The following is a 22,084-nucleotide window of genomic DNA, read 5'->3' as shown; positions in this document are numbered from 1 at the left end:
GGGCGAGAAAGTTGCGCCTATTCTAGGGGAGGCTGGCGCCGGGGCGCCCGAGTCACCGCAACTCGCGGGCAGCGCCTACCAGGGAATCGAGGACGATGTCGGCGCCCGCGGCCTCGAGCGCGGCGGCGTCGCAGGGACCGGTCGTTACGCCGACCGCGACGGCGCCGTGGGCTTTCGCGCATGTCATGTCGTGCACCGTATCGCCGATAACGAACACCGTGTCGAATCGGCCATAGGGCCGGCAGGCCCGCAGCGCCTCGGCGATCATGTCCTCCCGCCGCTCCGCGCGGTCGCCGAAGCCGCCGCCGCAGAAGTAGTCCCAGATGCCGTAATAGGTCAGCTTCAACTCCGCCCCGCGGCGGAAGTTCCCCGTCCCCAGGGCGACCGTCGCCTGAGGGTCATCGGCAAGCGCCGCCAGCGTCTCCACCACGCCGGGCAGGACCGCGCCCTCGCACTCCTCGAGCGTCGAACGCAACCGGCGGAAGTACGCGCGTTTGAAGCGCTGGAGGTCTTCCTCGAACGGGCGCAAGGGTTCGACATGCGCGGCCCACGCGTCCCGGAGGATGACCCGGTCCGTCCGGCCCGAGAATTCGATGCCCGTGAAGCCATCTTCCACGCCCCAGAGGGAACTGAAGGCGCGCCGCATCGCCCGGCTGCCGGCCCCGCCCGAGTTCAGGAGCGTACCGTCGATGTCGAAGAGGTAGAGACGCCGGCTCAAGGGCAGGACCGCCCCCGGGCACGCAGCCCGGGCGACCCGTAAGGCTCAGAGCAAGGCCATGCGCTCCGCCACGCTCGGAGACGCGGGTGCGCGGATGTTTGCGCCGGGCTCACTCGGTCGGGTAGCCGGCCTTTATCCAGGCCTCGGTGCCGCCCTCGACGTTGTACAGGTCGCGGAAGCCGGCAGCGGCGGCAAACTCGCAGGCCAGGGCGCTGCGCTGGCCGACCTGGCAGATGAAGACAAGCTCGCGGTCCTTTGCGAGCTTGTCCTTCTGGGCGAGGATGGACATGTGGGGGATATTGATGGCGCCGGGGACATGGCCGCCGACGTACTCGCCCGGCGTGCGTACGTCGATGACCTGGGCGCCATTGTCGATTTTCTCTTTGGCTTCCTGGACGCTCAGCCGGGTGAAGGGCTCTCTAGGGTCCTTCGTGGCCATTGCTGCGGGTACACCTCCGGACGCGGGAACGCGGTCGCGTCCATCGCGATTATATCAAGCGACCCGCGGCTCGAATTCGCCTGCACGCCCTCCCGGCCCGGCCACGGCCGCGGGGCCATGGCGTCTAAGCGGGGCCTCCGCCGGACCACGCCTGCCGGACGGCCGCGACCACCGCTGCGACGTCAGCTTCGGACAGGCAGCGGGGGTCGAACTGGACCAGCCCCTCCTCCAGCCGGTGGGGGCGTGTGTAGACCGCGGGGTCGCCGGCCGCCAGCGCTTGCGCCAGCGCCCGCGCCGACTCAGGGCTCGTCCGCAGCGCCAGCCGCCGGATGGGCCGGCCAGCTTCGTCCTCGACCAGCAGGAGGTCGATGCCGGGCAGGTCCCGCAGGCCATCTCCCAGTGCCGCAAGGAGCCGCTCCTGTCGCTTCGCTTCGGCCTGCGGGTCGCGTGCCGCGTACTCGCGCAGGGCTGCCATGAGCCCCGCTATCTGCTCCTTCCCGACCTTCATCGCCCGGGCGATACCCCTGCTCTGCGCCCGGCACCAGCTCACGAACGGCTCGCGCCCGGCGATTATGCCGCTCACCGGCGCGCCGATCGCCTTCGTGCCCGAATAGAGCACGAGGTCGGCCCCGAGCGCCGTGTAGGCCTGCAGGTCCTCCTCGGCGGCGCAGTCCATCACGAAGGGCACGGCCCGCCTTCGCGCCGCCTCGAGGCAGGTCTGGAGGGGGAGAGACGTATTCTCCCGCGTGTGGTGCGACTGCACCCAGAGCAGGCAGGCGCTGCGCTCTCCGAGCGCCGCCTCCAGATCCCGCGGCGTCACGGCCTCTCTCGTCCCCACCGGCCTTACGACGCCGCCGCCGAGGGCCACCATCTGCTCGACGGTCGCGCCGAAGTCGATGAGGTGGCCGGCCTGCACCACGACCTCCCGCCATGGCGTGTCCACGGACGGCACCTGCCGCGCGAGCGCCGCGTCGCCCCGCGTGACGCAGCCGGCGACAGCTATCGCGATGCCCGCCGCTGCGCCGGCAGTCACGTAAGCGCTCTCGGCGCCGCAAAGCCGCGCGATCTCCGCTTCGGCCTCCGCCGCGAGCGCGCGCACGTCCACGTAACGTGTCGCGGCGTCGTCCATCGCCGCCCGCACGGCCGGCGACAGGACGCTCCCGCCCAGCGCGCTCAGGTGGCCGGCGGCGTTGACGACGCGCCTCATGGCGGCGTCGTCGCCTCGAACCACTCGCCACCGGCCAGGCAGCCGATGGGCCGGACCCACAGCTTGCAAGCAAGCATCTCGCCCAGGGAGTCTTCGGTCATGACCTCCCGCTCCTCCAGGACGAAGGCCGTGAGACTTGCTGGGCCGCCTTCTTTCAGCTCACCGTAGCCTTGCAGCGCGAAGGCCCGGGCCGGGGCCGCGGTAACCTTGTCCAGGGCCTCTACCGGAGGGAGCCCGAGTTCGATCAGCTTCGACATCGTCCTCGCCAGGCTGACGACCGGAGACCTGGCGCTGGAAGCGTGCAGGTCCGTCGATATCGTGCTGGGCCTGATGCCCGCCTCGAGCAGCTGACGGAACCTGCGGAACGAGAAGCTCGAACGGCCGTGCCCCACGTCCAGCAGCACTCCCCGCTCGTAAGCGCGGCGCAGCGCCGGGAGCGGCCGGCCATCCGCCAGCGTAGCCCCCTCCGGCTTGCCATGGGCATAGTGCGTGATGACGTCTCCCGCGCGCAGCAGGTCGCAGACCACCTCCAGTGCCGGCGGCGGGTTCCCGACATGGACCATTACCGGCACGCCGTGCCTCTCCGCTACCTTGATCGCGTTCTCGATCGCCTTCGGCGCGAGCTCTCCGAGGACGGACTGGCTCGCCTGCACCTTGAGCCCGACGACCCGTCCCGGGTAGCGCCCGAGCGCCTCGTCGGCCGCTGCTCCGCTTATCTCCGGCTGCAGCCCTTCGCCCCTTATCCCCCTGCTATCGACATTCGCCAGGGCGTAGACCCAGGGCCGCGTCGCCAGCAGCTCCCCCATGCGACGGGGCGGAGCCGAGCCAGCGTCGATGAGCGCTCCAACGCCTTGAGCGGGCCCGTAGGTGAGCGGGTCGATGCGTCCGGGAGTTACCTCCGAGGCAACATGAGCGTGGCAGTCGACCCAGGCGGCAGAGACGAACGCGCCGCCGAGGTCGACCTCTTGCCTGCCTCCGGACAGGCCGCGGCCGATGCACTCCACATGTCCGTCACGCACGGCGATGTCCACGAGCCCCGCCTCATCGAGGCGACGGCACCGGCGCAGCACCAGGTCGGACGGCTCAGGCATGGTCGAGTGCCCTGCGGACGCGGACGAAGCGCTCGTACGCCGCGTCGTACGCGGCGATGTCGTCGCCAGGCTCGAGGACGTGTGGTTTTCCCGTCATCGCCCTGACGGCCTCGGGCACATCGCGCCAGGTCCCGGCCGCCACTCCTGCGAAGATGGCGCCGCCACGGCAGCCCTCCTCGACGCCGGTCCAGCGGACCGGCCTGGCGAACGTCCCCGCGAGTATCGCCCGCCAGAGCGGGCTGCGGCTACCGCCGCCCGTCAGGTAGATGTCCCCGTCCGGCAGTCCCTGGCCGAGTAGCGCCTCTCGCGCGGCCCTGAGCGCGAAGGCGTTCCCTTCGAGGACGGCCCTGTACATGTGGGCGGGCCGCGTCCCGCGACGGAGGCCGGCGAACGCGCCGGCCGCGCCCGGGTTCGGCTCCGGCAGGATGCGGCCGCCCATCTGGGGCAGGAACACCACGCCCTCCGACCCGGGTGGTACACGGGACGCCTCCCCTGAGAGCCGTTCGTGACTACCCCCAAGAAGGCCGGCGATCCAGTCGGCCGCGTAGCCGCCGAGCGTGACGTCGGCGCCGTAGGCTGTCAGGCCGGGCAGCACCGTCCAGAACCGGCTCTTCGCGCCAGCGACATCGTTGCTGAGGATGCGGTAGACCGCGTTCGTGCCCAGCGTCACCGGATGGGCGCCCTCGAAGGCGGCGCCGGCGCCGACAGCCGCCGCCACCCCGTCGTGAGCGCCGGTGGCGACCGGTATCCCGGGCGGCAGGCCCAGCGCCGCCGCGACTGGAGTGCGGAGGCGGCCTGCCGCCTGCCACGGCCAGCGCACTTCAGGCAGCAGCACGCCCTCGAACTCCGGCGCCGTCCTGACCGCGGGCGGCCAGTCCTCCACGTCCAGGCTGGAGGCTGGGTCGGTCACGGCATAGCCCGTGAGCTGGAAGACCACGTAGTCCTTCGCCACCATCGCTCGCGCAACGCGCGGCCACTCATGTGGCTGCTCCTGGCGGAACTGCAGGAGCGAGGCAAGGAAGCGGATGCCGTGGCCTCCCCGCCGCGACCCGGCGAGCTCGATCACGCGCTGCTGGGCCTCGGGCGAAGGCGTCAGACTGGCCGGCACCGGCACCGGCCGGCCGCCGCGGTCCAGGAACACCCGCGTGCCTCCCCTTCCGGAGAGGCCGACAGCACGGACCCTCGGCCCCAGCCCGTCGTGGCCTCGCAGCAGTAGCCGCACCGCCCGCGCCGCGAACCGCCACCAGTCGTCGGCGCCCTGGACCGGCTTCCGGTACTCCAGGCGCACCGCGCCCACCTGGCGGCCGCCCTCGTCGAACGCCGCCGCCTTCATCGCCGTCGAACCGATATCGATACCGAGGAGCGCCATAGCTGGCTTCGGATACTAGCGCATCGCCCGGCCGCGGTTCACCTGCTCACGCCACCCACGCCCCCGTATTGGCCGGCGTATGTGCGCACACCGCTGCGCCCGCCACCTCTCTCTCTCCCCCCACCACGCGGGCCGCCGGCCATCCGGCGTAGGGGCGCAGCACCGCTGCGCCCGCGGCCTCCCTCTCACCACCCACGCCCACGTGCCCCCGGGCGTAGGGGCGCAGCACTGCTGCGCCCGCTCCCTCCCTCTCATCACCCACGCTCCGTATTGCCGGTGTATGTGCGCACACCGCTGCGCCCGCGGCCTCCCTCTCACCACCCACGCCCGTTCGCCGCCCCGGCGCATGTGCGCAGCACCGCTGCGCCCGCGGCCTCCCTCTCACCACCCACGCCCCCGGATTTCCCCGCGGGCACCGCCCAGGCGTGATGCATAATCGGCGCATGGACCCGTCCGTGATCCGCATCCTGTTCGGCTGCACCTACGGGGCCTCGCGCGAGGAGAGCGCCATGCGCGCGTCCCTCGGGAGGCTCACTCCAGCGAAGCTGCGCTCTCCCGTGACCCATCGCTCGGCCGGGACGCCAGACCTCGAAGCTGACGCCTCGTGGCGTTCGGAATCTTGGACCTGAAGGCCGCCGCAAGGAGCTTCGTGCTCGGGGCGCGCATCGGCCATCTGGCCACCGCCGCACCCAACGGCGCGCCCCACGTCGTGCCCGTGTGCTTCGCACTCGCAGGCGACCGGGTCTACATCGCTCTCGACGAGAAAGCCAAGTCCGTGCAGCCACGGGAGCTTCGGCGCGTCCGGAACCTGCTCGCAAACCCCAGAGTACAGCTGGTGGTCGACCGCTACGACGAGGATTGGCGCCGCCTCGGGTTCGTGCAGCTCTCCGGCACAGCGTCGCTCATCGAGGGCGGCGAGGAGCACGCTGCCGCCGTAGCGGCCCTGCGCGACAAGTACCCCCAGTACCGCTCGATGTCCCTCGAATCGCGGCCGGTCATCCGTATCGAAGTAGCGCGGGTGACGGCCTGGGGCGACTTATCGTCGTAGCCGTCTCCGTCCCGGACTTCCACTCACCGCCATCCAGCCGCCTGTCGCGGCAACGCGGGCGGCGTCAGGCCGTCTCCGTCTCCCAGCGGCGGATCTCCATCGACTCCACGACGTGGTCCAGGGGCGAATGGGGCGCGGAGAACACTTGCTTCCAGTAACGGAACAACTCCTGGCGCTCCAACAGGAAGGAAGCGCCAATGCCCGCGATGAGCGCCCAGAACGCCGAGGGAATGCCCTCGACCTCGAAGCTGCTCATGGTGACCGCGAAGGCCACCACGGCGCCGAACCGAAGCGACCCGGTGAAGGCCCTCTCCAGTGAGTCCTGAAAGGCGGCAAGGATTGCCAGGCCGGCCATGGTCAGGACATACGCCGGCGGCAGGATCGAGATCAGGGCCACGACCAGGCCGGTGGCCAGCGCCACGCCGAGCACCGGCACAAAGGCGACGAAGGCCGCCCAGTACCGGGAGTCGAACGGCCCGGCGTCGCGGCCGGAGACCATCGCCGTACCGGTGCGGGCCATCGCTGCCGGGTGTCCGCCGAACATCGCGTTCACGACGGTCATGCCGCCGATGATGCCCGTCACCAGGTTCAGGGGCGGCCTGTAGCCCTCCGAGATCATGAAGCCGAGGCTCTGGACGTTCCCGAGGCCCAACACCAGTACCACCATGGGAAGCGTGACGCTGAGCAATGCCTCCGGGCTAAAGGCGAAGTCCACCACTTCGAGGTGCGGCAGGCCGGAATGGACTTCGAGACTCCCTACCTCGCCCAGGGCCACGATGGCGACAGCGCCGGCAATCACGGCCAGTCCGACGGGCGGCACGCGAGGGTTCGCCAGGACGCGTCCTGCGATGTAGGCCGCCACCATCGGCGCGGCGATGAGCGTGTCGCCCACCGTCGACTCGACCATGCCCGTCACGTACTGGACGATGCTCGCGGCGAACATCGCCATCAGTACAGGCATCGGTATCAGGTGGATGATGCGGCTCCCGTAGCCGGCCAGTCCTATCGCCACGATCGCCAGCCCAGCGATGGCGCTGGCGAGGGCAACCTCGCCCAGCGTGAACCTGTCGGCAAGGCTGCCGATGTACAGCAGTCCGGGCAGCGTCCAACCGATGGAGATGGGCTGGCGGTAATAGAGGCAGACCGGCAGGGTGACGAGCCCGGAGGTCAGCCAGGTAATCGTGATCCAGCTGGACTGCTGGTCCTCCGATATCCCGAACTGCTGCACGACCGATATCTGGACCGTCAGCGCCCCGAAGACGAAGAAAATGAACGTGGTTATCCCGGCCCAGACCGCGGCAGAATTGAGGTCGCGAAGGCTGGGCCGCGGCCGCGGCTCGGCAGGAGCGGCTACGCTGGCCATTGCCGCATGATGTCTGTGCCGCGCTGGGCCGTCAACCTGCGGGCCAGGGCGGGGGGCCGCTACAGGTCCTCGGGCGCCAGGACCGCATGGCCAATGCGCTCCCGCCGCCACGTATAGGTGACGTGGATCTCGCCGTCAGACGCCTGCACCACCGCCGGATACGAGTACTCGCCGGGCCCGGACTCCAGTTGCACCGCCTCGCGCCACGTGTCGCCGTCGTCCTCCGAGACCGAGAGCACGAGGGGCGTCCGGCCACGCTCGAGGGGGTTGTGGCAGAGGATGACGCGTCCGTCCTGAAGGCGGACGGCATCGATGCCGCTGTTAGGGTTCGCCAGGGCCGTTGGCGCCGCGGCCGTCCATGTCTCGCCCCTGTCGCTCGAGCGCGCCTCGCAGATGCGGCCGATGCGGGCCGAGCGCAGGAGCATCCGCAGGTCGCCGGATGACGTCTCGAAAATCGCCGGCTGGATCACTCCTCGCGGTTCGCCGGGCGCCGCAATCGGCCCGCGCCGCCGCCACGTCCGCCCGCCGTCGTCGGAGAGCTCCACCCACGCCGCCCAGGCGCGATAGCTCTCCACGGAGGTGCCGGCGACTATGCGCCCGGACGAAAGGAGAAGCGGCTTGTTCTTCGCCGGGCCGAGCAGGCCCGCGGGGAGCATCTCGGGCTCAGACCAGGAGCCGTCTGTGCTGCGTACGCGGAAGAAGCCAGACCAGGACTGCGGGCTCAGGCCTGCCTTGTAATAGAGGTGGACGCGGCCGTCGCGCGTCGCGAACAGCACCGGGTTCCAGCACGGCGCCTCGGGTTCGTCAGCCAGCACCTCAGGCGGCGACCAGCGCCCGCCCGAGAACGAGGCGCCCCAGATCGCAACGTCCGCCGCTCCCTCGCCTGAGCCGCCGAACCACGCCGCCAGGAACTCCCCCGGCGCCGTCTCGACGATAGTCGAAGCGTGGCAGCTTGCAAACGGCGCCGACTCGAAGATGAAGCGCTTGATCATTGGCGGCGCCGCGCGGCGGCCAGCGCGACCCGGGGCCGGCCCATCCCCGGTCGCGCCTCCACAGGGCGCGGCCCCGCCGGGCCGGGCCGTATCCGGCGCCCGAAGTCTACGGGGCCATGGCCGAGGGCGTCGGCGCCCGCCTCGCCTGCCGGGGCCGCGCGACGCTCGTCCCGCCCCATCCTGTTCGGAGTCAGCCGGCTCGGATTCGACTCAGACATCCGGCCCGATCTTACGGCCGTTTGGTGGCCGCGCGCCTTGTTCTCCGGCCGTCCGCGTCTGCTCTATACTCAGGCTGACATGCTCCCAGGAAAGCGCATCGAGTTCACCGTCGAAGAGGCCCGCAAGGCCATGGGCCTCACGCCCGCCCAGATGGACCGCCTGATCGAGGAGGGTAAGATCGCGGTCATCCGCGATGGCTGGAAGGTCATGGTGCCGCGGCAGGCCATCCTCGATTACCTCGCCGAGGTGAGCGCGATCCCTCTGAAGCAGCGCAAGAAGGAATAGGCCCTCCAGGGTCGCATCGCAGCCAGCACGCGGGGGTGGCCGTCCTGTCGCGCTGCCGACGCCGCATGCCGGCCGCTCGATCTTCGGTACGGACGCAGGGCAGGCTGGTCAGGCCGGCCTCCGCTCTATAGGATTGGCCTGGAGGCCTGGCGTGACTGACTGCGAGCAAGTGCTCTCGTCCGTCGACATCTTCGCGGACTTCCCCCGGGAGTTCGTGCGCCGCCTGGCAGCCTCCGCGCGGCTCGAGACCTATGCGGCTGGAGACGTGGTCGTGCGCCAGGGCGACGCGGCGACGGCCTTCTTCGTGGTCACCAGCGGCTCGCTGGAGGTGCTGCGCAGCGAAGGCGCCGCCGGTGAATTCGTCGCCGCCACGCTCGGTCCCGGCCGCTTCTTCGGCGAGATGGCCCTCCTGCGCGAGGGCCACCGGACGGCTACGGTCCGGGCCCGCGAGGCCTCCGAGTGCCTCATCCTCGAGAAGTCAGCCCTCGACGCCGAGTTGCGAAAGGACCCGAACTCGGCTGCCGTGCTGGCCACGCGCCTCGCCCGTCGCATCAACATGATCCGCCCGAGGGCTTGATGGAGCGCGCCGCGCCGCCGCAGAGAAGAGAACGCCCTCGCGATGAGCTCGGCCGCCCGCTGCCCTGGGGCTCCGAAAACCGCCTCCACATGGAGGACTACGACCACCTTCCGCCCGAGGAGAACCACCGCCTCGGCGTCCAGCATTTCAATGCCCGCCGCTTCTTCCCTGCGCACGAGGCCTGGGAGTCCGCCTGGAGACAGCTCAAGGGCACCCAGGACGAGGAGTTCTTCCACGGGCTGGCCCAGCTGGGGGCGGGGTTCACCCACTACCTTCGCGGCAACCCGCACGGGGCGCGCATGTTGATGACACGCGCCGTCGAGCGCATCGCCCCGTACCGCCCCCGCCACCGCGGCATCGACGTCGAGGCATTGGCCGCCGCGACCCTCGCCATCGCCGCGTCCATCGAGGACAGGCGCCAGGTCCGCGGCGAGCTTCCGCCCGTGGAGTTTCCGCTCATTCGCCCGTGAGCCGCTTCGACTGCATCGTAGTCCTGGGACATAGCGCCCGCGAAGACGACCCCGTCATGCAGGCCCGTGTCCGCAAGGGCGTCGAGCTTTATCGCGCGGGTCTCGCGGACTGCCTGATCATGTCCGGCCGCTGGAGCTTCAAGCTCCGGCATTCGCCGCCCCAGCGCACCGAGGCCGAGGTCATGCGGGACTACGCCGCCTCCCTTGGTGTGCCGCCGCAGGCCTTCCTCCTGGAGTACGAGTCAACGGACACGCTGAGCAACGCCTACTTCACCAAGGTGCGCTTCCTCATGCCGCTCGACTGGCGCCGGCTTTGCGTCGTCACGACCGAGGAGCACAACGAGCGGGCACTGTGGCTCTTTACGCGCGTCCTCGGGCCGGAGTACGACCTCGAGATGCGCCCGGCCGCGGCCGTTGGAAGCCTGGCCGAGGGCCTGGAGCGCAACCGCCGCCTGCTCCGCCAGATCCAGGGGGCCCTCGAGGGCATCGCCGACGGCGACCACGACGCCATCGCGGACCTGCTCTTCACCCGCCACCCCGGGTACGTCGATGATCCCGAGGCGACGCGGGAGGTCGAGGCCGCGCTGCTCTAAGCGCGAACTCCACTCATCACGGAGCCCGGGCCGCCACGCTGTTCTTTACCGGATGCACTCTGTACGCTGCGCTCTGCCTGACCGGAGGAGCCGCCCATGCCAACACCCGATGAACTGCGAGCCGACCTTGCCGCCGCCAGGGCGGACTTCGCGGACGCCGTCCGCGCTGCCGCCGCCGTATGGGAGCGGCGCCCGGACTCCGCCGAGGGCGAAGCCGCGTGGTCGCCCCGTCAGGCCGCCGAGCACTGCGTGGCCGCGGACGTCGCCTACGCCAGCGCCGTCTGCATCGCCTGCGGCTACCCGGGCCTCGACCGGCTCCAGGCGTCGTATGCCACCGCCGCCGACGCCCTCCTCGGCCTGGAGCAGGCGTCAGCCATCGCCGACGGGCGCCTGAAGTACGTCACGGAGAAGGACCTGGAGATGAGAAACCAGCGCGGCTTCACCGTGGCGGCGATGATCCGGGCCAACGCCGACCACTTCCGCGACCACGCCCGGCAGATAAGGGCGGTGGTTGACAGCGCCTGATCCCCGCCTGTACGGGGCCGCGGGCCACTCTCACGACCTCCTCATGCCGGCGTGCTAGCATGCGCACGCTGTGCTGGTCGCTTTCCTCCTCTGGCTCATACTCCTCGTCCTCTGCTGGCCGATCGCCATAATCGCGATCATCCTCTACCCGATCGTGTGGCTGTTGCTGTTGCCCCTGCGGCTCCTCGGCATCGCCGTCGACGGCGTCCTGGAGCTGGTCCGGGGCATCGTGACGCTCCCCGGCCGCGTGCTCCGCGGCCGGCCCAGGCCTCGGGGCGCCTGACGGCCGCCAGCCCCGGCGCTCCAACGCCCCCGGAGACGAGGTCACCGTGTCCGGAGCGCGGGGTCCCGGCATTCCCTTGCACCGCCGGGATAGCCGCGGCCACTCCTCGGCCGCCGCCTCGTATCATCTCGACACCACACGGCGCCGCTCCTCTCCCACCGGGCCGGGAAGGGCGGAGCAAAGAGGGAGGACAGATGCGGTACACGCGCATGTACGCCACGCCCGACGGCGAGTCTCACTTCGAGGACGTCGAAGTGCCCATGACAGACAACGGCCGCTCGAGTGACCTTTCGGAGGTCTTCAGGGTCACCGGCTTGCAGTTCCGCTACACCAGGCCTGATTACGACCTGGACTTCCACTGCGCGCCACGGCGCCAGTTCGTCGTGAACCTTACGGGCGGCGTCGAGATCGAGGTCAGCGACGGCGAAGTGCGCCGCTTCGAGGCCGGCAGCGTCTTCCTCGCCGAGGACACCACCGGCAAGGGCCATAAGAGCCGCGCCCTCGACGGGAAGGACCGGGTCTCGCTGTTCATACACCTGGCAGCCCAGGACTAGGGGGCAGGGACAAGAAGCGGGGGAGCACGGCGTGGCCTTCCTGCCTTACTCCCCTCGTCCTCGTCCCATTTCCCTTTACTCGTACCGCAGGGTCTCTGCCACCTGCACGCCGGCGGCCTGCCGGGCCGGGATCGCGGTGCCCAGTCCGGCAAGGATGATGGCGCCGGGTACGAGCGGCGCCAGCCAGAGCGCTCCCGGCATGCGGCCCACGCTTGCCCCGATGCCGGCGGCGCTCGAAAGCAGGTCGAATATGACACTCGTGGCGAGCAGGCCCAGCGGCAGGCCGACCACCAGGGCCGCGCAGGCCAGTGCAACGCTGCCGCAGAGCACCGACGCCGCCACCTGCCCGGGCGTGAAACCGATGGTCTTGAGGATCGCGAAGTCGCGCCGGCGCTCGCGGATGCCGAGCAGCATGCTCGAGAGCAGGTTCAAGCCGGCGATGCCGAAGAGGACGCCGTTCAGGCCGATGAGCACCGAGCGGAACTGGTTCCTTATGTCAGCAAGCGTCTCGTCCAGCACCTCCGGGTCGAGGTAGCCGCCGGAGGCGTCGATGAGGTCCCGGGCGAAGCGCGCGTCATCGGTGCCCGGCTTCGTCCGGATCAGGTAATCCGTCGGCTCGAATTGAGGTGGCAACGTCTCGCGCGTCACGAAGAGGGATGCGCCTTCCGCGAAGACCAGGGTGCCCACGATCCTGACCGTGGTGCGGACCGGTCCCTGGGCCGTGGCCGCGTGGAACTCGAACTGGTCGCCGACCTTCAGTCGATAACGGTCGGCCAAACGCGTGCTTGCCGCCGCCTCACCGGCAGCGGCGGGCATCCTCCCCTCGCGTATGGCCCAGCGCGGGTTGTTCAGGTCGCCCTCGTAGCCCCTGAGGTCGAAGCCATCGTTCGCCGCCACGCCACCGTAGTTATAGGCGACGAGGTAGCTCTGCACGTCCGGGTGAGACGAGAGGATGCGGCGCGCCTCGGCATCGTTGAAGGTGTCCCGGTCCGCTGCGACGTCGGCGGGAGGGCCGCCGATTACGGTTAGGTCCGACATGGTGGCGTCGAACGTCGCCTCGATACCGAGACTGAAGGTCGTGGTGACCACGGCAAGCGCGATGGCGCCCGCCATCATGACCGCCCGGAGCGGCCGGCGCGAGAGGTCCTTCACGCCGGCGACGGCGACGCGGGGCAGGCCGAGACGGGCAGCGGCTCGCGCGAGCCGGGACGGCCTTGCCTCACGGGCATCGTTGCCGCCCGTGAGAGCAGCGATTGCCGAAACGCGGCCGGCCCGCCAGGCCGGCAGCAGGGTGAACAGGGTGACGATCAGGCAGACCGCGGCCAGGGTGACGGCCAGCACCACGGGGTCGAACGCCGCGCTTGCCGGTACGCCGAGCACGTCCGCGGTGCGTTCCAGGAAAAAGGGCGCCACCATGAGGCCCGCGGCCACGCCGATAACGCCGCCGGCGAGGCTCAGGGCCAGGTTCTGGATGAGGAGAGTCATGGTGACCTGGCCGGGCGTGAAGCCAATGGCCTTAAGGATGCCAATGTCCCGGGTCTGGGAGAGCACCTGCCCGCCGACAGCGTTGGCGATGATCAGCCCGGCGGAGAGGAGCGCGAAGACGCTGAACACGTTGAGGAAGACGACGTCGAAGTCGTTAGCCTCGCCGATGTTCTCGCGCACGTCCGCCCATGTCCTGCCGTTAAAGGGTCCGACGCGGCGGCCCGCGGCTTCGAAAAAGGCGATGTATGCGCCCGGGTCCTGGAGGCGCACACCGTAACGCAGGACGTGGTCCGGCGATGAGCCGAAGACGGCCTCCGGCTCGAGGCGCCGCAGCGTCTCCGGTAGCACAAAGGCGAACGCCGGATCGTTGATCGGCGCCGGGGCTCGGCCTGTCGGCGCCGCGAAGCCGGCGATCGTGAACGGCTGCGGGCCCGCCGGCGTCAGGAGGTCGATCCGCTGGCCGGCGCGCAGTCCCAGGCGGCGCGCCGCGCCCCGGTCGATCACGATCTCGTCTGTCCCGCCGGCGGCCAGCCAGCGCCCGCCGCTGACGACCGGGTGGTCGAAGGCCGGCAGTTCCGGGCCCATGCCGACCAGGGCGACCTGCTGCTTCTTGTCGCCGTTGCGGATGCCGTAGTTGGTCCATGAGATAGGGACCGCCTCCGAGACCTCGACCACGCCCGGAGTGGCGCGCAGGGCCGCGGCCGGATCGCTGCGGGCCTGCAGCACCGCGATCCAGGCGTCGGCCCCGTTACTGGCCTCGCGCAGGCGGTCGGCGGGGCGCGCCGCGCTCGCCCGCACGTTCAGGGCCAGCGATAGCGTGGCCGCGGCGGCCGCGACCACCGCGACCAGCAGCAGGGTCTGAAGGCGCCGGCTGCGAATGTCCCTGAGCGCCTTTCGCCACACCGCCCGCATCATGACTGCACCCCCAACTCCACCAGGGAGCGCACGACACTCTCCGCCGGCTCCAGCGCCTCGATGCGCGTCTCGCCGATCACGAGGCCGTCACGCATGCGCACCACTCGGTCGGCGACGCTGGCGACGCTCGGGTCGTGCGTCACCAGCACCACCGTCTGGCCGCGCTGGTTGCACTCGCGCAGGACGGTCATGACCTCGCGCGCGCTCTGGGAGTCGAGGTTGCCCGTGGGCTCGTCGGCCAGGAGGAGGTCGGGCCGGTTGATCAACGCCCGGGCCAACGCCACGCGCTGCTGCTGGCCGCCGGACATCCTCCCCGGCGGCAGCTCTGACTGCTCGCTGATGCCGAGCTGGACCATCAGTTCCGACCGCCGTCGCCGTGCCTCCGAAGGCGAGGCGCCCGCCATGAGGGCCGGAAGCTCGATGTTGTCCGCAGCCGACATGTTGGTAACCAGGTTGAACGACTGGAACATGTATCCGACTTGCCGCCGGCGGATGATCGCCCAGGCGGCTTCGCCCAGCGAGTCGACCCTCCGGCCGGCGAGGTAGATCTCGCCCGAGGTCGGGCGGTCGAGGCCTCCCAGCAGGTGCAGGAGGGTCGACTTCCCACAGCCGCTCGGGCCCATGATGGCGACGAATTCGCCTGCTTCGACGGCAAAGTCGACGCCGCGCAGGGCCTGCACCCGGGCGCCGTCGCTCTCGTAGGTCTTGGTCAGCCCGACCGCCCTGAGGATCTCCGTCATAGCGTTACCCCCTCCCGAATGCTGTCTTCCCAGAGGTCCAACCACTTGAGGTCGGCCTGGATGTGCAGCGAAGCCCCCTCGACGAGCAGCGATGCTACCTTCTGCGCGCCTCCCAGGCTAATCGCGACCTCGTTTAGCGCCCTGAGCTCCTGCAGAAAGCGCTCCCGCTGGCGCTGGATCAGCAGCATGGGGTCCTCGATACCGGCCATGCCGGCGAGCACCAGCTTCATGAAGAACTCGTCCCGGATGCGCGCCCCGGTGCTCGTCTCCCGGAGCCACTCGCTGAGCGCGGCCAGCCCCGCTTCCGTTATCTCGAAGACGTGCTTCGGCGGCCGGCCCGCCTGCTCGACTTCCCTGCCGCGCACCAGGTGGTCCCGCTCTAGCCGCTGCAGCGTGGAGTACACCTGGCCGATGTTCACGGGCGGCCACACGGCGCCGAATCGGCTCTCGAAGCTCTGCTTGAGCTCGTAGCCGTGCGCCGGGCCCTGTGCCAGCAATGCGAGAAGCGCGTACTTCATGGTTACATACTCAGTATGTATACGGAGTATATATGCCGCGGCGCAGGTGTCAAGGGGTCCCGGGGACCGGGTAGGGGTCCCTGCCCCGCGGCCGCCGGCCGCGAAGCCTCCGGCGTCCGCCGCCCCTTACTCCTCTCGCGGCGCCCGCCGCATCAGGTCCGTCATCGCCTCCAGCGGCGACTTCCCCTCGAACAGCACGGCGTGCAGCTGCTCGGTGATCGGCATCTCGACGCCCTTCGCGCGGGCCAGGACGAGGGCCGCCCGGGTTGTCCCGACTCCCTCGATCACCCCGTCGATCCCGGCTTGCGCCTGCTCCAGGGTCTGGCCGGCTGCCAGCGCCAGCCCGAGGCGCCGGTTGCGCGAGAGGTCGCTTTCGCAGCTCGCGATGAGGTCGCCGATGCCCGATAGGCCGAGGAACGTCGTCGCCCGGGCGCCACAGGCCACGCCCAGGCGCGTGATTTCGGCGAGCGCGCGCGTCATCAGCGCTGCCTTTGCGTTCTGCCCGCTGCCGAGACCGTCCGAGATCCCGCTGGCAATCGCGACGATGTTCTTGAGGGCGCCGCCAAGCTCGACGCCGACGACGTCATCGCTGGTGTAGACCCGGAAGCGCTCGCTCGTGAACGCCGCCTGCGCCGCCTGGCGCCGCGCGGCGTCCGCGCCGGCGATGACCGTCGCCGCCGGCTTGCCGGCCGCGATCTCCTCGGAGAGGTTCGGCCCGGAGAGCACGCAGACCTGCCCTGGGTCGAGGCCACGGGACGCGATCACCTGGGACATGGTCATGCCCGAGCCGGCTTCGATGCCCTTGACCGCACTGAGCACGGTCATGTCCCGCTTGATGAAGGGCATCGCGGCCTCGAGGTTCGTCCGCAGGCTCGCCGCCGGGACCGCCAGCAGGACGAGGTCGGAGCCCCGCGACGCGGACCAGCTGTCTTCGACGATGAGGTTCGGCGGGAAGCGGAGGCCGGGACGGAAGCGCCGGTTCTCGCGGTCCTCCTCCAGCCTTCGCGCTTCTTCGCCGGTGCGGCATATGAGGCGGACCTCGTGCCCGTTGGCGGCGAGGAGCACGGCGAGGGTCGTGCCCCAGGCGCCGGTCCCGATAACCGCCGCCCGGACCGTAGCCAACCCGTCAGTCCTTCGGAAGGATGAGCGCCTTCAAGCCGCCGACCCGTCGCGCGCCGGCGACCGGCGCGTGCCACCCTGCCCGATCTTCGGCTCGCTGCCGGCCAGCAGCCGCCGGATGTTGTCGTGGTGCAGAGCGATGATGGCCGCGCCGCCGGCTGCGGCGGTGAAGGCGTAGGCCCAGTCGTGCAGGCCGAAGGCCGCGAAAAGCACGAACGCGGCCGCGGCCGCGGCCGCGCCCGTGATCGAGGTGAGGGACATGAAGCGCGTCGTGAGCATCACCGCCAGGGCAGCCGGGACGGCTGGCAGGCAGGCCAGCGGGTTCAGGGCAACAAGCACGCCAGCCCCGGTCAGCACACCGCGCCCGCCTCGGAAGCCGGCGAACACGGGCCAGACGTGCCCGGCCACGGCGGCCAGCCCCGCGCCCGCCCGCGCCCAGGGGTCGTCCGTGTAGAGGAGTGGCAGGAGCGCCGCGGCCAGTCCCTTCGAGAAGTCACCGACGAACACCGGCAGCGACCGGCGCAGGCCCAGCACTCGCAGCGTGTTCGTGAATCCGGTCTTGCCGCTGCCGTAGTCGCGCACGTCGACGCCCTGCAGCAGGCGGGTGACGATCAGCCCCACGGGTATGGAGCCCAGGAGGTACCCGCAGATGGCAGCAGCAAGGATTTCCATGGGAGGGTCGCTCATCCGCTAGCCGGCCACCTGGCATAGGCGGTGGGACGGGACCTGGTCGCCAGTCTCTGGCCGACTCGCTGACGGCCGCTCGAGCCGACTAGCCAGTAAGCCACTTCTCACCCCTCGCCGCGGCTGCGGAAGACTAAGCGTATGCCGGCGCCCCGGAAACCGTAGACGGCCCGGAGCGAGTTCTCAAGATAGCGGCGGTAGGCGGCCGGGGCAAGCTCGGCGTCGTTGACGAAGAGCACGAAGGTCGGCGGCTCGATCTCCGGCTGGGTGACATAGAGCAACCTCAGCCGCCGCTTGCCCTTGGCCGGCGGCGGCCTGCGCGCCATGGCTCGCCGCAGGTAGGCGTTGAGCTCGCTCGTCGGCACTCGCCGGGCCCTCTGTTCCGCCGCGGCGAGCACTTCGCGCAGCAGGTCCTCGAGTCCCTCCCTCTTCAAAGCCGAGACGGCAACGATCGGCGCCCAAGTAGCGAAGCGCAGGCGGCCGCTGACCCTCCGGAGGAAGCTCTGCTTGTCCAGCTTGCCTTCCAGGAGGTCCCACTTGTTCGCGCAGACCACGAGGCCGGTGTACGCCTCCATCGCCATGCCAATGATGTGCATGTCCTGCGCCCGCAGCCCCACCGATGCGTCGAAGACGCACACGGCGACGTCCGCGCGGGCCAGCGCCTCCCGCGCCCGGACGACGCTGTAGTGCTCGATCGACCCCTCGATCCGGCCGGGCCGCCTTATGCCCGCCGTGTCGATCAGCGTCAGGCTCCGGCCCGCGAACTCGAACGGCGTATCGATGGCGTCGCGCGTCGTGCCTGCGATCTCGCTGACGATCACGCGCTCCTGGCCGAGGATCGCGTTCAGGAGCGCCGACTTGCCGACGTTGGGCCGGCCCACGATGGCCACGCGGATTGTCTTCGTCTCGTCTTCGGCCTCCGGGACAAGGGGCAGCGTCTGCTCGATGATGTCGAGCACTTCGCCCACGCCGGCGCCGTTGGTTGCGCTGGTCGGCAGCGGCTCGCCGAGGCCCAGTTCGTAGAACTCGGTGGCCTCCAGCTCTCGCCGCTGGTTGTCAGCCTTGTTTGCGATCAGGAGCGTCGGGCGCCCGGACTTGCGCAGCATCTCCGCGACCTCGAGGTCCGCGGCCGTCACCCCCGCCTTCGCGTCCACGACGAAGAGGAGCAGGTCGGCGTCGGCGATCGCCGCCTCCACCTGCTCGCGGATGCGGTCCATGTACTCCCCCGACCCTTCGATGCTCGTGGGCTCCGCCAGCCCTCCCGTGTCGATCAGGTCGAACGTCTTCCGCCGCCACTCGACCTCGCCGACCAGGCGGTCGCGCGTCGTCCCCGGAATGTCCTCGACGATCGCTCGCCGCTCGCCGAGCATGCGGTTGAACAGCGCGGACTTCCCGACGTTCGGCCGTCCCACGAGGGCGACGACGGGCTTCCTCGTCGGCCAGCGCTTGCGGGCGACCTCTGTCTCGCTCATCGCTGGAGGGAGACCGTGACCTGCGCGGGCTCGACCGAGATGAGCTGGACGTTCTCGGGCGCCGAGATCGTGGGGCGCAGCACGTGGACGCCTTCGCCCAGGCCCGCGAGGTTCACGGACGCCCTCACGTTGGACGAGCCCAGGGCGCGCAGGGTCGGCACCTCCCCAGCGAACCTGAGCGTGATGTTCGGAGTCTGGGGGAAAGGACGCAGCCCTTCGCCCACCCCCGTCAGTTGCAGCGCCACGATGAGGCTGAACTCGCCCTTCGCCGGCTCTACCTTCACCCGCACGGTCACGCTGTCGCGGGTTGACTGCACGCCCGCGGGCAGCCGCAGACGCACGGTTCGAGCGGCATCCGCGCGCAGCCCGGTGACGTCGACCGGCTCCGTCGATATGTTGGGCAGGCCGAGCAGCAACTCCAGCGGCCCCGAGACCGCTATCGCCGGCGGGTCCGCCTGTATCCCGGCCAGATTGTAACCGTCCGCGACGACCCCCTGCGCCGAAGGGACGACCGACACCGCGAGCGTGATCTCCTGCTGCTCGACGTTCACGCGCAGCTCGGCGGTCGTGGGCTCAACCGTCACGCCGCGCACGTCGGCGCCGCGCGCGTCCTTCGGCACCAGCTGGAAGCGCTGGCGGATCGGCACGCGCAGGCCCGTGAGGTTCACGTCTGCGGCCACGTAGGCCACGGAGTTCACGCGGCTCTCGGCGCCACTTACGCGCACCTGCGCCGGCGTAGCCTCGATCTCGGAGACCTCCACCCGGTACCCCTGGGGCGGGCTGCCAACCGTGTTGGGCCGAACCGGCACCGTCTTCGTGGTCAGGGTCTCCAGAGTCACCGTGACTACGGACGGCGAAACGTCGACTATGTCGACGTCTTTGTTTCCCGTCACCCGCGCTATCACGCGCTGCTGCGAGACGTTCTCCAGCACACCCGCGAGGTCGACCTCCGCCCGGAAGTCCGCTGCGGAGAGCTTCGCCAGCACATCCGAAGGCGCACTCACCGTCAGGTTCACCACGGGGTCGCGGATCACGGCGACGGCGCGTCCGTCGGGCACGTTTACAGCCCGCACCTCGATCGAGCCGCCGAACACCCGCACTTCGTTCGGGTTCTCCGCTTCCGTGACAGCGATCCAGAGCGCCACCGCCGCGACCAGCGAGACGAGGGCAAGGGCCAGGGGAGTGGCGATCCGCCGCCACTCGAGCATCAGGCGGGGCAGCATATGTTCAGCTCACAAGGGCGGGCCGCAAGGGCTGCGACCCGGTAATCAGCGCTTCCAGTGTAGGACGGATGCGCGTCTCGTCGCGCAGGCGCAGCAGGCGCCCGTCCGAGGCCACCGAGACCGCCCCCGTCTCCTCCGAGACGACGATGGAGATGGCGTCCGTGCGCTCCGTGATGCCAAGCGCCGCCCGATGACGCGTGCCCAAGCGCGCGGCGCCGGCGCTCTCCGCCAGGGGCAAGGTGCAGCATGCCGCCAGGACGCGGTCACCTCGCACGACCACCGCCTTGTCGTGCAGCGGCGAGTTCGGGAAGAAGATGCCTTCCAGCAACTGGTGCGAGATCGCGGCATCGAGCTTTATCCCCGTCTCGACGACCTCTTCCAGGCCCGTGCCCCGCTCGATGACGATGATCGCGCCGTGGCGGCGGCGGGACAGCTCCGCTACCGCCGTGGCGATCGCTTCCGTCTGTTCGGAGCGCTCGTTGCTGAACAACCAGGCCCTGACGGACGTGCGGCCCGCCTTCTCGAGGGCGCGGCGGATCTCGGGCTGAAAGATCACGAACAGGCCCACCACCAGGCCGGGCAGCGAGTTGCGGAGGATGAAGTTCACCACGCTCAGGTCCAGCACCTGCCCGAAGAGCACCAGCAGACAGACCACGGCCACACCGCCACGCAGGAGCGTCATCGCCGTCGTGCCGCGCAGGGCCATGAGCAGGGCGTAGATGACCGCCGCGATGATGAAAATGTCCAGCGCCGCGGCGGCGTCGAGGCGCTCCAGGGCATCCCGGATGTTTTCGATGAAGTCGGCCATGAGGACCCGCGCCTAGAGCGGGGGGAGGTCCCCCATGATCAACGCCAGCAGCGCCTTCTGCGCGTGCAGGCGGTTCTCGGCCTGGTCGAACACTACCGACTGCGGCCCCTCGATTACATCGTCGGCGACTTCCTCGCCGCGGTGCGCCGGCAGGTCGTGCATGAAGACCGCATCCCGCTTGGCCAGGCCCATCAGCTCTTTGTCCACCTGGTACCCCGTGAACGCCTCCAGGCGCTGCTTGCGCGTCGACTCCTGCCCCATCGACGTCCACACGTCGGTGTAGACGACGTCAGCGTCTCGCACGGCGTCTTCGGGCGCGACCACGGTCCGGACTTCGCCGCCCGTCTTCTTGGCCCAGAGGCGCGCCGTATCGACCACCGCCGCCGGCAGCTCGTAACCCGCGGGCGAGGCGATGGCGAAGCTCATCCCGGCCAGGCCGCAGGCGAGGGCCAGGGAGGCCGAGACGTTGTTGCCGTCGCCGACAAAGGCGACGCGGATGCCCTCTAGCCGCCCCTTCTTCTCGCGTATCGTCAGGAGGTCCGCGAGCGCCTGGCAGGGGTGCTCGTCGTCGGAGAGCGCATTCACCACCGGGACGTCCGCGGCCGCCGCCAGGTCCACCAGGCCCTGGTGCGAGTAAGTGCGGACGATGATCGCGGAGACGTAGCGGCTGAGCACGCGGGCGATGTCGTGCACGGGCTCTCGTTGCCCGAGGCCGACCTCCGCCTGTGAGAGGTAGATGGCGCTGCCGCCGAGCTGCATCATGCCGACCTCGAAGCTGACCCGCGTGCGCAAGGACGGCTTCTCGAAGAGCATGGCGACGGTCCTGCCGGCCAGCAGCCGGGGCGTGCCGTCCCGCTTGAACGAGAGCGCAGTTTGCAGGACGTGCGCCAGTTCGTCCGGGTTGAGGTCGCTAATGGAAAGGAGGTCGCGGCCCTTCATCGACACCAGCCGTCTGCGACGGCCATTGCCTTCGCCGTTCGCGGCTTTGTCCGGTTGGAGCGCGAACGGGGCGGCGGGCCGGAGCGCTGTAGGTTCACCGATTATAGCACCGGCACTCTCGCTCCCCTTGACGGACACTGCCGGAGACTCGTAAACGTAGCGCGCACGCGGCAGGACTTCAAGCTGTCCGTGCCCGGAGAGAGCCGCCTTGCTGTACTGGCTCGAACGCCACCAGTTCCTCGTGCTTGGCCTGGCGCTGTTCCTCGCCGCCTCCGGGATCGCGGCCGGCTGGCTCCTCCGGGACGAACCGGACGGCATTCAATTCTCGTACGCGGCCGGCGTCAGCGAAGGCAGCCCGATCCGCGTGCACGTCGCCGGGGCTGTCGCCAGCCCCGGCGTATATGAGCTCAGGGCAGGAGACCGGCTGGTGGAGGCGCTGGCCGCCGCG

Annotated in this window: 26 protein-coding genes; 10 read left to right on the top strand and 16 right to left on the bottom strand. The window is 70.2% G+C overall.

The features are described 5' to 3' along the window. Positions 1-52 precede the first annotated feature (52 nt). From VNN10_04250 to VNN10_04230, 5 genes are all read right to left on the bottom strand, one after another. Positions 53-718 (bottom strand): HAD family hydrolase, encoded by a 666-nt coding sequence (locus VNN10_04250; GenBank protein HXH21219.1) that lies wholly within the window; start codon positions 716-718, stop codon positions 53-55. Positions 719-827: 109 nt separating this feature from the next. Further along, positions 828-1,157, bottom strand: coding sequence for a rhodanese-like domain-containing protein (locus tag VNN10_04245; GenBank protein HXH21218.1), 330 nt, complete (start codon positions 1,155-1,157; stop codon positions 828-830). A gap of 124 nt (positions 1,158-1,281) precedes the next feature. Then, positions 1,282-2,364: a beta-eliminating lyase-related protein gene (locus tag VNN10_04240; GenBank protein ID HXH21217.1), complete on the bottom strand. Its 1,083-nt coding sequence runs from the start codon at positions 2,362-2,364 to the stop codon at positions 1,282-1,284. Beyond that, complete coding sequence (locus VNN10_04235) at positions 2,361-3,455, bottom strand: amidohydrolase family protein (protein ID HXH21216.1); 1,095 nt, start codon at positions 3,453-3,455, stop codon at positions 2,361-2,363. Before VNN10_04235 ends, VNN10_04240 begins: the two co-directional genes overlap by 4 nt. Next, the gene (locus VNN10_04230; GenBank protein ID HXH21215.1) at positions 3,448-4,824 is read right to left on the bottom strand and encodes an FGGY-family carbohydrate kinase; all 1,377 of its coding nucleotides are present in this window, start codon (positions 4,822-4,824) and stop codon (positions 3,448-3,450) included. Before VNN10_04230 ends, VNN10_04235 begins: the two co-directional genes overlap by 8 nt. Positions 4,825-5,267: 443 nt before the next feature. Here VNN10_04230 and VNN10_04225 point away from each other — a divergent pair, with 443 nt between their 5' ends. Both VNN10_04225 and VNN10_04220 read left to right on the top strand, forming a co-directional pair. Beyond that, positions 5,268-5,453 carry a hypothetical protein gene (locus VNN10_04225; GenBank protein ID HXH21214.1) on the top strand — a complete coding sequence of 62 codons (186 nt, stop codon included), beginning with the start codon at positions 5,268-5,270 and terminating at the stop codon, positions 5,451-5,453. Then, a complete protein-coding gene (locus VNN10_04220; GenBank protein HXH21213.1) occupies positions 5,429-5,872 on the top strand; it encodes a TIGR03668 family PPOX class F420-dependent oxidoreductase in 444 nt (147 codons plus the stop codon). The genes VNN10_04225 and VNN10_04220 overlap by 25 nt, the downstream gene beginning before the upstream one ends. Positions 5,873-5,936: 64 nt before the next feature. On the opposite strand, the gene VNN10_04215 is transcribed toward VNN10_04220, so the two are convergent. Together VNN10_04215 and VNN10_04210 are read right to left on the bottom strand one after the other, a co-directional pair. Continuing rightward, the gene (locus VNN10_04215) at positions 5,937-7,235 is read right to left on the bottom strand and encodes a benzoate/H(+) symporter BenE family transporter (GenBank protein ID HXH21212.1); all 1,299 of its coding nucleotides are present in this window, start codon (positions 7,233-7,235) and stop codon (positions 5,937-5,939) included. Between the two features lie 59 nt (positions 7,236-7,294). Next, positions 7,295-8,227, bottom strand: coding sequence for a sialidase family protein (locus VNN10_04210; GenBank protein HXH21211.1), 933 nt, complete (start codon positions 8,225-8,227; stop codon positions 7,295-7,297). Between the two features lie 297 nt (positions 8,228-8,524). Between VNN10_04210 and VNN10_04205 the strand changes: the two genes are divergently transcribed. From VNN10_04205 to VNN10_04175, 7 genes are all read left to right on the top strand, one after another. Further along, positions 8,525-8,731 carry a hypothetical protein gene (locus VNN10_04205; protein HXH21210.1) on the top strand — a complete coding sequence of 69 codons (207 nt, stop codon included), beginning with the start codon at positions 8,525-8,527 and terminating at the stop codon, positions 8,729-8,731. 151 nt (positions 8,732-8,882) lie between these two features. After that, the gene (locus VNN10_04200) at positions 8,883-9,308 is read left to right on the top strand and encodes a cyclic nucleotide-binding domain-containing protein (protein ID HXH21209.1); all 426 of its coding nucleotides are present in this window, start codon (positions 8,883-8,885) and stop codon (positions 9,306-9,308) included. After that, positions 9,308-9,778, top strand: a complete 471-nt coding sequence (locus VNN10_04195) for a DUF309 domain-containing protein (GenBank protein HXH21208.1) — start codon at positions 9,308-9,310, stop codon at positions 9,776-9,778. Before VNN10_04200 ends, VNN10_04195 begins: the two co-directional genes overlap by 1 nt. Beyond that, entirely contained in the window at positions 9,775-10,371 is a 597-nt protein-coding gene (locus VNN10_04190) for a YdcF family protein (GenBank protein ID HXH21207.1), read from the top strand. The genes VNN10_04195 and VNN10_04190 overlap by 4 nt, the downstream gene beginning before the upstream one ends. A 96-nt stretch (positions 10,372-10,467) precedes the next feature. Then, positions 10,468-10,896 carry a hypothetical protein gene (locus tag VNN10_04185; GenBank protein ID HXH21206.1) on the top strand — a complete coding sequence of 143 codons (429 nt, stop codon included), beginning with the start codon at positions 10,468-10,470 and terminating at the stop codon, positions 10,894-10,896. Positions 10,897-10,969: 73 nt separating this feature from the next. Then, entirely contained in the window at positions 10,970-11,179 is a 210-nt protein-coding gene (locus tag VNN10_04180) for a hypothetical protein (GenBank protein ID HXH21205.1), read from the top strand. Positions 11,180-11,373: 194 nt separating this feature from the next. Continuing rightward, positions 11,374-11,733: a hypothetical protein gene (locus tag VNN10_04175; protein HXH21204.1), complete on the top strand. Its 360-nt coding sequence runs from the start codon at positions 11,374-11,376 to the stop codon at positions 11,731-11,733. A gap of 75 nt (positions 11,734-11,808) precedes the next feature. Here the strand turns inward: VNN10_04175 and VNN10_04170 are convergent, their stop codons facing one another. The 9 genes from VNN10_04170 to argF all read right to left on the bottom strand — a co-directional run bounded on the left by VNN10_04170 (position 11,809) and on the right by argF (position 21,636). Further along, complete coding sequence (locus tag VNN10_04170) at positions 11,809-14,133, bottom strand: FtsX-like permease family protein (protein HXH21203.1); 2,325 nt, start codon at positions 14,131-14,133, stop codon at positions 11,809-11,811. Then, the gene (locus VNN10_04165) at positions 14,130-14,873 is read right to left on the bottom strand and encodes an ABC transporter ATP-binding protein (GenBank protein HXH21202.1); all 744 of its coding nucleotides are present in this window, start codon (positions 14,871-14,873) and stop codon (positions 14,130-14,132) included. Before VNN10_04165 ends, VNN10_04170 begins: the two co-directional genes overlap by 4 nt. Further along, complete coding sequence (locus tag VNN10_04160) at positions 14,870-15,391, bottom strand: PadR family transcriptional regulator (protein ID HXH21201.1); 522 nt, start codon at positions 15,389-15,391, stop codon at positions 14,870-14,872. Before VNN10_04160 ends, VNN10_04165 begins: the two co-directional genes overlap by 4 nt. A gap of 126 nt (positions 15,392-15,517) precedes the next feature. Continuing rightward, positions 15,518-16,513: an NAD(P)H-dependent glycerol-3-phosphate dehydrogenase gene (locus VNN10_04155; GenBank protein ID HXH21200.1), complete on the bottom strand. Its 996-nt coding sequence runs from the start codon at positions 16,511-16,513 to the stop codon at positions 15,518-15,520. Positions 16,514-16,543: 30 nt separating this feature from the next. Further along, positions 16,544-17,197: a glycerol-3-phosphate 1-O-acyltransferase PlsY gene (gene plsY, locus VNN10_04150; GenBank protein HXH21199.1), complete on the bottom strand. Its 654-nt coding sequence runs from the start codon at positions 17,195-17,197 to the stop codon at positions 16,544-16,546. A gap of 104 nt (positions 17,198-17,301) precedes the next feature. Then, positions 17,302-18,666 (bottom strand): ribosome biogenesis GTPase Der, encoded by a 1,365-nt coding sequence (gene der / locus VNN10_04145; GenBank protein ID HXH21198.1) that lies wholly within the window; start codon positions 18,664-18,666, stop codon positions 17,302-17,304. Next, on the bottom strand, positions 18,663-19,889 hold the full coding sequence (locus tag VNN10_04140; protein HXH21197.1) for a CdaR family protein: 1,227 nt from the start codon (positions 19,887-19,889) through the stop codon (positions 18,663-18,665). Before VNN10_04140 ends, der begins: the two co-directional genes overlap by 4 nt. Before the next feature lie 4 nt (positions 19,890-19,893). Continuing rightward, positions 19,894-20,697: a diadenylate cyclase CdaA gene (cdaA, locus tag VNN10_04135; protein ID HXH21196.1), complete on the bottom strand. Its 804-nt coding sequence runs from the start codon at positions 20,695-20,697 to the stop codon at positions 19,894-19,896. Between the two features lie 12 nt (positions 20,698-20,709). Next, on the bottom strand, positions 20,710-21,636 hold the full coding sequence (gene argF / locus VNN10_04130) for an ornithine carbamoyltransferase (protein HXH21195.1): 927 nt from the start codon (positions 21,634-21,636) through the stop codon (positions 20,710-20,712). Between the two features lie 208 nt (positions 21,637-21,844). On the opposite strand from argF, the gene VNN10_04125 reads away from it, so the two are divergent. Further along, positions 21,845-22,084, top strand: a 240-nt coding sequence (locus VNN10_04125; GenBank protein ID HXH21194.1) for a hypothetical protein, incomplete at its 3' end; no start/stop codon positions are given.

It is taken from the genome of Dehalococcoidia bacterium, assembly GCA_035574915.1.
In the GTDB taxonomy this organism is placed as follows: Bacteria; Chloroflexota; Dehalococcoidia; order DSTF01; family WHTK01; genus DATLYJ01.
This window is presented reverse-complemented; position numbering and strand designations above follow the sequence as displayed.